General features: G+C 42.7%; 14 protein-coding genes and 1 pseudogene. 6 read left to right on the forward strand and 9 right to left on the reverse strand.

The genetic code is table 11. From position 1 onward, the window contains the following. Nucleotides 1-64 precede the first annotated feature (64 nt). Nucleotides 65-1,090, reverse strand: coding sequence for a hypothetical protein (locus CXF88_RS20545; protein WP_101088633.1), 1,026 nt, complete (start codon nt 1,088-1,090; stop codon nt 65-67). 138 nt (nt 1,091-1,228) lie between these two features. On the opposite strand from CXF88_RS20545, the gene CXF88_RS20550 reads away from it, so the two are divergent. Further along, on the forward strand, nt 1,229-1,651 hold the full coding sequence (locus CXF88_RS20550; RefSeq protein ID WP_101088634.1) for a thioesterase family protein: 423 nt from the start codon (nt 1,229-1,231) through the stop codon (nt 1,649-1,651). 48 nt (nt 1,652-1,699) lie between these two features. After that, nucleotides 1,700-1,975 (forward strand): annotated as a pseudogene (locus CXF88_RS20555) (GNAT family N-acetyltransferase); the annotation flags it as partial. A gap of 20 nt (nt 1,976-1,995) precedes the next feature. On the opposite strand, the gene CXF88_RS20560 reads toward CXF88_RS20555, so the two are convergent. The 8 genes from CXF88_RS20560 to CXF88_RS20595 all read right to left on the reverse strand — a co-directional run bounded on the left by CXF88_RS20560 (nt 1,996) and on the right by CXF88_RS20595 (nt 8,720). Next, entirely contained in the window at nt 1,996-2,403 is a 408-nt protein-coding gene (locus CXF88_RS20560; protein WP_197708484.1) for a thioesterase family protein, read from the reverse strand. Between the two features lie 287 nt (nt 2,404-2,690). Next, on the reverse strand, nt 2,691-3,206 hold the full coding sequence (locus tag CXF88_RS20565) for a hypothetical protein (protein ID WP_011639378.1): 516 nt from the start codon (nt 3,204-3,206) through the stop codon (nt 2,691-2,693). Next, a complete protein-coding gene (locus CXF88_RS20570; protein ID WP_242445217.1) occupies nt 3,206-3,427 on the reverse strand; it encodes a hypothetical protein in 222 nt (73 codons plus the stop codon). The genes CXF88_RS20565 and CXF88_RS20570 overlap by 1 nt, the downstream gene beginning before the upstream one ends. 66 nt (nt 3,428-3,493) lie before the next feature. Then, nucleotides 3,494-3,973 (reverse strand): hypothetical protein, encoded by a 480-nt coding sequence (locus tag CXF88_RS20575; RefSeq protein ID WP_101088637.1) that lies wholly within the window; start codon nt 3,971-3,973, stop codon nt 3,494-3,496. A gap of 245 nt (nt 3,974-4,218) precedes the next feature. After that, nucleotides 4,219-6,012 (reverse strand): long-chain fatty acid--CoA ligase, encoded by a 1,794-nt coding sequence (locus tag CXF88_RS20580; protein WP_101088638.1) that lies wholly within the window; start codon nt 6,010-6,012, stop codon nt 4,219-4,221. Between the two features lie 126 nt (nt 6,013-6,138). Next, nucleotides 6,139-7,431, reverse strand: a complete 1,293-nt coding sequence (locus CXF88_RS20585) for an ABC transporter permease (RefSeq protein WP_101088639.1) — start codon at nt 7,429-7,431, stop codon at nt 6,139-6,141. Beyond that, nucleotides 7,428-8,297, reverse strand: coding sequence for an ABC transporter ATP-binding protein (locus CXF88_RS20590; RefSeq protein WP_101088640.1), 870 nt, complete (start codon nt 8,295-8,297; stop codon nt 7,428-7,430). The genes CXF88_RS20585 and CXF88_RS20590 overlap by 4 nt, the downstream gene beginning before the upstream one ends. A gap of 45 nt (nt 8,298-8,342) precedes the next feature. Then, on the reverse strand, nt 8,343-8,720 hold the full coding sequence (locus tag CXF88_RS20595) for a GntR family transcriptional regulator (RefSeq protein WP_011639383.1): 378 nt from the start codon (nt 8,718-8,720) through the stop codon (nt 8,343-8,345). Nucleotides 8,721-8,814: 94 nt separating this feature from the next. Between CXF88_RS20595 and CXF88_RS20600 the strand changes: the two genes are divergently transcribed. The 4 genes from CXF88_RS20600 (at nt 8,815) to CXF88_RS20615 (ending at nt 12,659) form a co-directional block, all read left to right on the forward strand. Then, nucleotides 8,815-10,413, forward strand: a complete 1,599-nt coding sequence (locus CXF88_RS20600) for an alpha/beta fold hydrolase (protein WP_101088641.1) — start codon at nt 8,815-8,817, stop codon at nt 10,411-10,413. Nucleotides 10,414-10,415: 2 nt separating this feature from the next. Further along, nucleotides 10,416-11,150 (forward strand): ATP-binding cassette domain-containing protein, encoded by a 735-nt coding sequence (locus CXF88_RS20605; RefSeq protein ID WP_101088642.1) that lies wholly within the window; start codon nt 10,416-10,418, stop codon nt 11,148-11,150. Then, on the forward strand, nt 11,150-12,283 hold the full coding sequence (locus CXF88_RS20610) for an ABC transporter permease (protein WP_101088643.1): 1,134 nt from the start codon (nt 11,150-11,152) through the stop codon (nt 12,281-12,283). The genes CXF88_RS20605 and CXF88_RS20610 overlap by 1 nt, the downstream gene beginning before the upstream one ends. Before the next feature lie 151 nt (nt 12,284-12,434). Further along, nucleotides 12,435-12,659: a hypothetical protein gene (locus tag CXF88_RS20615; RefSeq protein WP_101088644.1), complete on the forward strand. Its 225-nt coding sequence runs from the start codon at nt 12,435-12,437 to the stop codon at nt 12,657-12,659. The last annotated feature ends 138 nt before the right edge of the window (nt 12,660-12,797 follow it).

Below are 12,797 nucleotides of genomic sequence, written 5' to 3' on the forward strand. Positions count from 1 at the left end.
CTGACTGATTAGACATAAAAAAACGACCATCTAGGTCGTTTTTTTTATGTCTGCAAAGTGCCTGTTAACTGGGAAATGCAGGTGAAATACATTTTTTCACTTCAAAATGATAACCATATTCCGCATTGATATCGGGTGTTATTTCAAGGATCTCATAATCATTAAGCTCGACCACATGCGACAACGGTAGTTTTTGACAGCGGGATTTGGCATTAGCCTCCAACTGAAACGCAAACAACGCAATTGCTTTACGCACACTGGTAAAATACTGGCTACGTAAATGACTGTAAGGCTGCTTGGCGATTTCATCAATGGCGTCCAGTTCTTGCTCGCGTTCAACTTGTTTCGCTGTTTTGGGTTCAGACTTGGGTGGTTCTTTCTTAGCAGGGTCTGTTTTGACAATGATCGACAAGCCATCATCAGCAAGTATTTCCGCTTCGGTTTCGGCTTCAACTAATTGCACCACTTGTGGATCATCCAACGCTTTTTCAACCTGACCATAAAGGTCCATCAGCATGGCGAGGTGATACAACACCACTGCCGCAAGAATCACTCGCACCCAAAAAGTTGTACGATGAAAATGCACATGATTAATCAAGCGAAAGTTGGTCACACCAAAGGGACGGAGTATAAAAGACACACCGAACATTAGCGGAAAAATAAGCTGTAGTAATAACAGCACAATACAGCTCATCACCACACTCCATGCCGGAATGTAGAGCAAAATGGCGAAGTTATGGGTGTAATTAAAGCTACTGGCTGCTACGCCAACCACATCGTTAACCACTGAACTTGAGCTAGCCAGGGCAAAATTGGCCACTATCGCATAAAACAGTAACAACACCGCTTTGCCAGCCAAGCTGTGCCACATACGTTCAAATACATTCCAGAACTCAATCGACATCGCTATCACGCTGATAATGGCCACCCACGCCACCGAGTCTGTGGCAAACAGTAAGACTATCGCCACCAAATACAATTTCTGCGGCAAACTCAGTTTGGTTTGTAATTCAGTAAATCGGCTACTAAACACCGTCCAACATGACGATATCCATAAATTTGATGTTGTTAAAAAAGTCTCTTTTCGCAAGGTGAAAATCCTTATAAGTTCACTGGATATACTCACTGTAATAGCCACTGTCCCTTGTTGTTCATCGTCCAGACTGTTAAATTAACAGATAGAATTTAAACAAGCGTTTAATTTATTAATTCATAACAGAGAACCGCCATGAATGACTTTTTAGCTCAACATTCTATCAGTACAGACATTCAAGTAGCATGGGGTGAAATGGATGCACTGCAACATGTAAATAATTCGGTGTATTTTAAGTATTTTGAAACTGCTCGTCTCGATTTCTTTAACCAAATTAACCTACTCGACGATCTAAAAACTACGGGTGTCGGTCCGGTACTAAGCGAAACCAATGCCCGCTTTAAGCGCCCAGTAACCTTTCCGGACTCAATTGTTGTAGGGGTAAAGATCAGCGATATCAATGAAGACCGCTTTGTGATGCATTACACCGTGTTCAGCAAAGCACAGCAAGCAGTGACGACTATCGGCTGGGCAAAAGTGGTGATGTTTAACTTTAAAACCGGCAAAAAAGCTAAACTCACGCCAGAATTACTCAACGCCTTATTGGAACATGAGTAACAGTATGAGTCATAACATCAATAGCCACATCAACAAGCGGCATTACAAGTAATAGGACAACACACTATGAGCAATCAAGACACCGTAACCGTGCACCACCAAGCTAGCCAATATCGTTTTGTAGTTATCACTCAAGGTGTTGAGGCGGTACTTGAATATCACTTAGATGGTCAAAATATTGATTTTAGTCGCACCTTCGTACCACCCGCTTTACGCGGCCAAGGTATTGCTGAAAAGCTAGTCAGAACTGGACTGGCTTGGGCGAAAACAGAAAAACTTAACATCAGTGCCAGTTGCAGTTACGTAGCCAAGTTTTTACGTTAACACCTTCTTTTGTGTTAGCCCTAAGCTGCACCGGTTAATGCAGCCAATTGCTGACGAACAAGCTCAGCAAGTGGTTCGCTTTTTTCAGTTTGGTAATTGTAATGCACCATCGTGGTGGTCGCTTCAGCGGTTTTTTTACCGTGCTGCCAACAGCTTTGTAATATATCAAAGCTGCTATTGCCTAAACGACTAATGTGCGTTTTAACGATAACTTCTTTGCCATAATACGTTGGTGCGGTGAACGCGATAGTAAAACCAGCAATGATCATGTTCCACTTGGTTAAATCTTGCCCTGGATTTACGATTTCAAAAATCGGCTCACGAGCCGCTTCAAACCACACTGGGATAACCGTGTTATTAATGTGTCCTAACGCATCGGTTTCACAAAAGCGCGGTTTGAGGGTCATGCTAAATTGAGTGTCTGTCACAAAGAATCCTTTATTATTATTTTGAGTCCATTGACGTTTTGCTCGATGAACAAATGTCATTAGCCCATTCTAACGACACATCTCACTAAAGGTCATCAAAAAAGTCTGTATTGCGAAGGAATTATGGGGGGGTATGTTAGGGGAGAAAACAGTAATCATCTAAAAAATTAAATAAAATTATTTTTTCGGTTGGGTATCGTACTCATCTATGATGGCCAAAATCAACTAAACAGGCACAAATGTCATCAAATCTCGGCTTAAAATATTGTCACTCTAAAGCCAAACAACTAGAACTTATTTCCATGTTTAGCTTTGTCTGCAGCAACTTCAGCCGCTATTTCAGCACGAACCTCTTTGATATCTTCTAAGGCATCAAATTGATACTCAACAAAAATTTGATAATATTTACTCTGTAACAGGTAAAGTGACATGAACAAAACAATGACGGCTAACAGATATGCATAAATAAATGTTGCCTGTTCTGCGATTAAAAACACTGTCGGCAAAAATATAATAAATAAAATACAGAAATACCATTTTAAGACTTTTACAGCAAAGAAAGATCCTCTAACAATTGCATAATTGAAGCCACTGAAAATAATTACTAATGCCGCAAAATATAAAAACAGAAGTTCGCTCCCTATATCAACTATACCAAAATAAAACTCTAAAATGAGAAAATTTAAAAGCGATATGGCAAGCATCATGAATAGTGTCGCAGCTAAAAAAGCCGCTATAGACTTCATAGGTGGAAATAATCCGACAATATCGTCATCACTTTTCAGTTTAGTTTGTCTTTTCATTAATCAGCGAGCTCCTCATATATACCAATAGCAATTGTTCCAATTGTTCCATTGAATGCGCTACCAGAAACGCTCATTGAAGCTCCAATAGCATCCATTAAATGTAAACGAAATGCATGGGTAATTTGTTTGCCTGTATATTTTTTTATGTTGCCTTTTCGAGCCATAGATTTTATTAATTTACCTGAAGCACCAGGTAAATTAAGGCGGGTAATGACCAAGGACTGATTACACTTTTTGACCAATAAAACAGATCTACAAGTGAGTTTAATCAACGAAGAGCGGTTTTAATATTTAGCGCCTTCTTCAGCAGCTATCTCCGCAAGAACAGATTTATAGTCTTTAACACTATTTAATCGATGTTGAACAAAAATTCGATATTTTTTACTGTCTAAAATAAAAATTGAGCTCATCGCTAAAACTGCTGAAACCAATTTAACAATAAATAATTCCACGGAAAAGTCTTCTATTATCACAATAGGGATCAGTAAAACTAAGAGAGCATATTGGAATAGCTTTAGAACCTTGACGGCAAAAAATGAACCTAGAATAACTTGGTAATTCACCAAGAAAAAAATGATAGATAAAACGGCTAACACGCCTAAAATCGCTTCTGGTGAAGGGTCAAAATAAAAATTCAATGTAACAGATGCCCCGACTCCGAATGATATAGTCATCAGCACAGAAGCAATTAAAAAGGTTATAAATGACAACAAGGGCGGAAATATCCCAACAGCAACATCTTCACTCTGTGGATTGTTGATCATGTACCACTCATCCCTTCAAAAATACCACTAGCTAGCACTTTTTGGCTAAATTGATTGTCATAAAACGACTGAGTGCTAGATCTAAAAACAGGCTTTCCATTTACCGTGATAATTTCCATAGTTCCCTCTATGTTGCCTAATTTTAAAATAGAGTATTGTACCTCTATTGGAAATACAGGCAATTATCACTAAGTATTACGAAAAAGGACGCTAATGCGTCCTTTGGTATAAAGATTGATGGTTAATTACTTGCCATACATGGCATTAATTTCACTGTGATATTTGCTGTAAATCATTTTACGACGCAGCTTTAATGTCGGCGTAATGAGTCCAGATTCCATCGAAAATGCTTCATGTAATAAGGTGAATTTTTTGATTTTTTCAAACCCAGCTAACTCATGTTGCAACTCGATTAATCGCTGCTCGAAATGAGCCACCACTTGTGAGTGACGTAACAACTCAATTGGGTTTTCAACATGAATACCTTGCGCTTTAGCCCAAGTATTTAATGCTTCAAATGCTGGCACGATTAGGGCTGACACATAATTGCGTGCATCGGCAACAATGGCGACTTGTTCGATAAATGGGCAACAAGCTACCTTACCTTCAACCCGCTGTGGTGCAATGTATTTACCGTTTGAAGTTTTCATTAACTCTTTAATGCGATCGGTAATATACAAGTTACCTTGCTCATCGATACGCCCTGCATCACCGGTTTTTAACCAACCGTCTTCAAAGGCTTCGGCGGTATCTTGGGGGCGATTGTAATAACCGCGCATCACAGTGTCGCCACGCACTAAGATTTCATCGTCTTTGCCAAGCTTGATTTGCATAGCCTCTAGCGGCTTACCGTTTGAACCTGGTACACGATTATCTAAAGTATTACAGGTTACCGTAGCGCAGGTTTCTGTCATGCCATAACCACACAATACCGGTACACCTATACTGTGAAAAAAGCTGGCCACATTAATATCGAGTGCGGCACCGCCCACGGGCATGAACTTTAACCGGCCACCCAACACTTGCTGTAACTTGCTGTAAACCAGCTTGTTAGCAAGCGTCCACTGTGCACTTAACCACAAACTTCCTGAAGCACGACCTTGGCTAACTTCAAATTGGCGTTTACCTACCCGCATCGCCCAAGCAAATAATGTTTGTCTCGCTTTAGGCGCTTGGCCGACTTTATCGTGCACAGCGCTGTAAATTTTTTCTAAAAATCGCGGCACAGCACACAAGGTATGTGGTTTAACCGCAATAAGGGCTTCTTTAATGCGATTAGTGTCGTTTAAATACACATTGTGGCCACCGCGACATAATACATACATACTCCAACCACGCTCGAACACATGGCTAAGCGGTAAAAAGGCCAACGACACATCACCCGCAGTAAATGGCAACTCACTGTCATGCTGTTTAATCATCGAGGCAAAATTACGGTAGTCGAGCATCACACCTTTAGGATTGCCGGTGGTGCCAGAGGTATAAATAAGCGTGAATAAGTCGTCTAGGTTGCTATTGGCGAGTCTAGTATTGAGCTCATTGGTAATCAGCGGATTAAATTGCGCCGCTAATACCTGATCAAAATACACATGATTATCGGCATTAAGGGTAACGTTAGCATCAAAGACTACAATGTGTTGCACGCACTCAGCTTGGGCTGCCACTGTGCAAGCCATGTCGTATTGCTGTTGGTTACCAGCAAAAATTAATTTAGCTTGAGAGTCGTTAACAATGAATACCGCTTGCTCTATGGTGCTGGTTGGATATACCGGTACCACAACATTACGAGCCTTAAGGGCGCCAATATCTGCACAGGTCCACTGTGGACAGTTTTGCGCTAAAATCACCACTTTGTCTTGCACTTGTAAGCCAAACTCAATTAACAACTGTGCGACTGAGTCTGTAACCGTATCAAATGCGCCCCATGTCACGGTATGCCAAGGAGCTGGCATGTCAAAGCCTTCAAGGGCAATGTTATTGCCTAATGACTGACCTTGCTGTTGCAGGAGTCGAACTACGTGGTATTGATCTAATGACATATGATAGTGGCCTTTTAGCTTACAAGTGTTCCGCTTTTTGCATTCTACCTGAAGTCGCTAAAAACCATAAGAGCTTTTGCTCTATTTTTGAGCTTACGGTCACGTTTGTCAGTTATGCTCGATGATTTACGGGGCCAAAACGCCATGTTGCCACAAACGTTTTTTACCCCAAATTAATGCGCCAACACCAACAATAATTAGCGGTACATCAATAAGCAACCATACCCATAAGCTGTCACCGTCTCGCACTGCTGCAAAGCTCAACGACACCAATATCGAATGGAGTAACACTATTAGCATTGCTGCTGTGGCTTGCAGGCTATTACGGCTTGCCGAACCCATTCCCAGCATAATGGCACAGCCCCAAAAAGTACTTAGGCCTAAATGCAGTACAAAAAGCCCACCGTATTGCGGATCAATCAAGCTATTGGTAAAACCTAGCACACTAACCATAGCCACTAACACAGCGATGAAACGATACTGGCTGCGGTAAAATGCATCGCGCAATCCACTCAAGCCGCTATAACAAGGCAATAAAAACAGCGTTTCTGCCGCGCGCCAACGCTGAATTCGGCTCCAATGAACAATGGCACAACTGATCACGGTAAATTGCACCAATAAAAATAATGCTGGTACATCAATATCAAATAGCCACGACAGCAGTATTAAACCAAGGGTGATCAACGGTAAACAAAGCAGCATCATCGTTAGCACTGGGCCGATAAAAAAGTTCATCGGATGAAACAACCGCTCAACACGAGTAATCCAGGTAAATCCTTTTATGCTCGGCAGCCACATCCAGCCCATTTGCACGGCGTTGAGGTACACCACACGCGCCTCGTTATTCCAGCTAAGTTGGCGACATAAATGGATCACCCAAGACAATAGCCCAGCAACCAGTATTAACATCATCCACGTCGGTATCGTGAGTGCGAACTTATCTGAAAATGGCACTGTTATGAATAATAAAAACGATAAATGAAAACTGTTACTGCGCCATAAACAGGCCCATACAAACAGCAAACTGACCACAATGGCTAGCAGTAGTCTGGGGATGACATCGTAAGCAGCAAAACCAATACAGGCTAATAGCTGTATCAATAACATACCCACTGCGATGGTCGCCGCCTGTATGAGCACGTGCTTTTGATAGCCAGGTATTAGACCGGTCACCTCGGTTGCTGCTAAGCGATTTAACTGCCAAGCAATTGCCGCAGCAGTAGACAGTGTTGCCATGGAAAAAACGAGGCTAACAACCTCGGTTTTACCGTTGATAAAACACAGCAGCCCTAACACTAGGCCTAATCCTGCGGTACCAATAAAACTGACACTGCCTAAGTCATATAACCACAACCGCAGCATGCCACGGTAAGGTTTACGCCATGCTGAAAGTTGACTGTTTTGCAACGACTGATTCATCGATGCAGCTCCATAAATAACTGTTCTAGGTTGAGTGATTTTTCACTCTGCACACCCGCAATATTCGATGGGTTACCTTGAGTATCCACCAGCACACTTTGTCCGGTTTGGCTCAATATTTTATAATGTGACGGTAACTGAGCGTTTTCGGCTAAGTTGAGTAATTTAACCTCTTCACGCAAGGCGTCGATTTCTTTAAACAGTATCAGTTGGCCTTTTTTAATCAGGGCAACATGGCTGGCAACACGTTCTAAATCTGAGGTGATATGCGATGAAAATAACACTGCTGAACCTGAATCGAGCGCGAGATCGAACAAGTCGCTCATAAACTGACGCCTGGCAATGGGATCTAAGCTGGCAACGGGTTCGTCGAGTAATAGTAAGGTTGGCCGATACGCCATAGCCATGATCAATGCTAATGATTGACGCTGGCCCACTGATAATTTTTGCACCGCTTGCGTAACATCTAAATCAAAACGTTTAAGCCAATCTTGCTCGAGTGTCATATCCCAATTTGGATAGAAGCTACGGTGCAACTCTAATGCTTTATCAATAGTAAAGCCTTCATAACCAAAAGGCTGCTGGGGTACGTAACCAATACGTTCTTTTGCTTGAATAGATAAAGCGGTAGGCGGTTCGCCAAGGGTTGAAATGTCGCCTTGTTCGATGCCCACAATGCCTAATGCGCAACGCATTAACGTCGATTTACCCGCACCATTTTGGCCTAATAACCCGACCACCATACCTGGGTAGAGTGTCATCGATAGATCGACCAACACCGCATGACCTGCTGCAGACTTGTGTTTTGCAGCAAAGGTTTTGCTCACATGATTAAAGCGTAAAACGGGCTGTTGTTCGGATTCCATTTTCGACTTCCTAGATAATGTCCTTAAAAATTAGCTCAACTGTGGCTATTCTTTATTCCAAAATTGTTCCAACAATACTTGTAACTGGTCATAATCGACCCCTAGCTGCCGTGCCTGCTCAACTAATGCCGTTAATTGTGGTGCCAACAAACTGCTGCCAGAATCATTATTGGCCGCGGTTCTGGCAGCCACGCGTGACGGCTGACCACGGCGGCGCTCAACCCAACCTTGGTCGACTAGTTGCTGCATAGCACGTGATACCGTCATCGGGTTTACCGCTAAATGCTCGGCAAGTTGGCGCACCGAAGGCAGAACATCTTCGGGGTGCAATTGCCCGCCGACAATTAAGCGCACGATTTGATCGTGCAACTGTCGATAGATGGGTTCACCACTGCTGGGGTTGACATTTATTAATTCTAACATTAGCCTTTAACAACTGTATTAATACATTGATACACTCATACACTAAGTGCTAAGGTATCATAATCGTCATGAAATGCAAAAAGGAAACGTTCCGATGATCAACAGGAAGTTTATCAACACAGTCTTAGCCAAGCGGTCAACCCGCTCTGGGTTATGCCAATCGGCAACACGTACTAGCCGATGGCTCGCGGTCGCTATTGCTATTTTACTCGCCAACAATAGTTATGCTGACACATCGCAAACCAATGTGGCAGCACCCGCTAAAACCAGTGCTTGTTACTTAGACGGTTTAGACGAGCAATTACAGTGCGGTAAAATAACTGTACTGGAAAACCCTCAGCTACCTGACGGTAAGCAAATCGACATTCATTTTGCTATTTTGCCAGCCATTAAAAACACTCACCCAAATGAAGCGTTACTGGCAATCGCAGGCGGACCAGGCCAGTCAGCCATTGAAAATGCCGCTTTCTTTAATCGCATGTTGACCAAAGTTCGTCAGCAACGCGATATTTTACTGATTGATCAGCGTGGTACCGGTAAATCGAACATTTTATCTTGCGACGATGACACCACTGAATTACTCAGTATGAATGATGACGATCTCGATATCATTGCCATGACAGAAAAATGCCTAGGTCAAATTGATGCCGATGTAAGCCAATACGGTAGTAATACCGCGTTAACAGACTTCGAAGCAGTACGCGAATATTTGGATTACCAAAAACTGCATTTATACGGTATTTCCTATGGAACACGTATGGCACAGCTTTATATGCGCCATTACCCAGAAGCCTTATTAACCGTGACACTGGATGGCGTGGTGCCAATGCAACAGAGTGTCGTGGCGATTGGTGATTCAATAGAACGTGGTTTAAATGTGTTATGGCGCGACTGTATAAGTACCCCTGCTTGCCAGCAACAATTTCCTGATTTAGCAGACGAATACAATAAAGTCGATCAACTGCTCGCAACCGCTCCGATAAGCCAACAAGTACGTGACCCACAAACAGATGAACTCAGCGAGTTTTTACTCACCCGCGGCAAGTTTAGCGGCGCTATTAGAATGGCGATGTACATGGCAAATATTCGTGCGCTTATCCCACATGCTATTCATCAGGCAGCGCAGGGAAACTACCAACCAATATTAGGTATTTACACATTAACCGCTGATAGCACAGGTATTGCGATGGGCATGCACGCATCCGTTGTGTGTGGCGAAGACATTCACCGCATTACCGATCAAATGCGGAAAGATGCAAAAGAGTCGTACATCAGCGGTAATATGTTAGATGGATTAGAAAAAACCTGCCAAGCCTGGCCGATACCACAAGTAGACGACAACTTTAGTGAACCTATTCTCAGTGATATACCCACCTTACTGTTATCTGGCGAACTCGACCCGGCAACACCGCCAAACTGGGGCGCACTGGCACAAGAAAAACTGACAAAATCAAAGCACTTCATTGCACCTTACGCAACCCATGGCGTGGCAGGCCAAAGCTGTGGCAATGACCTCGTCGCCCAGTTAGTTGACCAAGGTTCAGTAAAAGACATCAACGGTGAATGCTTACAAAAAGATGTCCGTCGTAGCTTTTACCTTAATGCCAATACCGTAGAAGCACTACCGGTTATCGACACGCCCACTGACATAGAAACAACAGCACCAGCGAATACCGCTGCGGATAAGGAATAGTCATGATTACTGTTGCAAACTTAACAAAAAAAATTGGCGATGTGCAGGCCTTAGATAACTTAAGCTTTAGCGCTGAGAATGGCCAAATTACCGGTTTACTTGGCCCAAATGGTGCCGGTAAAACCACCTGTTTACGCACCTTATTTGGTTTACTTAAGCCAGACTCAGGCACAGCTACCGTTGATAACATAGATGTTGCAGTTGATCCAATTGGCGCCAAAAAGCAGTTAGGCTTATTCCCCGACCCTTTTGGTTTATATGAACGCCTTAGTCCGCGTGAATACATTAGCTTCTTTGCCGAACTCAGCGGTATGTCGCGCAAACAAGCTAAAAAAGCCACCGCTGATGTGATTGCACAACTCAAGCTGGAAGACATTTGTGACCGTCGCTGCAAAGGTTTTTCTCAAGGTCAGCGGATGAAAACGGCATTAGCACAAGCCATTGTTCATAAGCCAAGTAACATCATTTTAGACGAACCTACTCGCGGGCTTGATGTGATGAGTACCCGTTTGTTGCGCGATATTTTATTGCAGCTCAAAGACCAAGGTCATTGCGTGCTGTTTTCAAGCCACGTGATGCAAGAAGTCGCCGCCTTGTGTGATCGCGTTATCGTGATGGCTAATGGAAAAGTGGTTGCCATCGGTAGCCCTGACGAACTGTGTCAGCAAACAGGTAAAGACTCACTAGAAGATGCATTTATCGAACTTATCGGTACCGACGAAGGGATTGCAGCATAATGAAAATGATACTCGCAATGGTGCGCAAAGAACTCATCGACGCCGCACGAGATAAACGATCTGTTATGGCAGGTTTATATTATGCCATTGGTACGCCGTTGATCATGTGCGGCATGTTTATGGTGTTAATTGGTCAGCTGTCTAGTCCAGAAGATTTAAACATCAATATCAACAATGCCGATAACGCTCCAGATTTAGTGCGCTACTTAAGTAATAACGGCATCAACCACGGTGAAGATGAACAAGCGAACAAAATAATCTTAACCATTAGTGACGATTACGCCGCCAACATGGCCAAAGCTAAACAAGCTGAAGTGATATTAATAGCCGACAATTCAGATGAGAAGCTGCAAAAATCAATTCGTCGACTAGAGCGTCAACTGCAAGCATATAGTGCAGAAATGGGCAGCATTCGCTTAATTGCCCGCGGTATTAATCCACGGATAACCCAGCCATTAAAGGTCAATATCGAAGACAAAGCCACACCAGACTCTAAAGGTGGGATGATTTTAGGCATCGCTATTTTCACCATGATGTACTCGGTATTTATTTCCGGTATGAACCTCGCTATCGACACCAGCGCAGGTGAGCGTGAGCGTAACTCACTAGCACTATTGTTAAGCCACCCAATGAGCACCCGCGAATTAGTCATCGGTAAAATTATTGCCGTAACCTGTTTTGCTTTGCTCGGCTTAATCTTGATTTTACTGGTATCAAAAGTGGCTTACCCCTTTGTACCGTGGCAAGAAATTGGCTTTACCGTCAATATCACTCCAGACTTTATGGGCTTAATGTTCCTTGTGGGTATTCCAGTCGCCTTGATGGCCGCAACCTTACAACTGTATGTATCGTTTATGGCTAAAACCTTTAAAGAGGCGCAATCATACTTAACCATGGTGTTATTTGTACCACTAGCACTGTCAATGGCGGCCAGTTACAACATCGCCCCAGACGTATTGCAGTGGTTACCCGTATCTGGCCAGCAACAAGCATTAATGGACTTTATTAAAGGTCGTGAGATTCCAATGATGCAATTAATTATTTCATCTGTGACCACACTGATCATTGCCATTGCATTAGCCGCGGGCTTAGAAAAGTCGCTTAAAAGTGAAAAAGTCGTCTTTGGTTTATAACCGTTAGCTTATAACGACGAGCCTCAGCCTTAACGAGTAGAGATAAGGCTGAGGTAATTAGCAAGAGAGATTAGCTAGCGCTTTTAATAAGAGTAAGTCAGATAAGAAAGTCAAAAATCTATTAACAAAAGAGCATTAATTAGGAGTCATTATGGAAAATGATATCGCCATTATCGCGCTGGTCTTCATTATTGTGGTTGGCACCACTGCATCTGAAATGTTTAAGTATTATATGAAGCATAAGCAGCAAACTGACACGGGCAGTGTTAGCGATCTACAAGCACAAAACCAAGCATTGATTGAACGAGTACAAGTATTAGAGAAATTAGTAACTGACAGTGATTTTGATTTAAAGCAGCAGTTTAAACAGCTGTAGTATTTGCGCTAAAATGCCAACATTTTATACAAGGAATGTGATCTGCTATTCCTGTTAACGAAGCGCATTCGTTTGAAATAAATAAACTAGTAATATATAAACTATTAACCAATTTTAAATCAGTTAATATATTCAAAG

Origin of the sequence: Shewanella sp. ALD9 (assembly GCF_002836315.1) — a bacterium.
Taxonomy (GTDB): domain Bacteria; phylum Pseudomonadota; class Gammaproteobacteria; order Enterobacterales; family Shewanellaceae; genus Shewanella.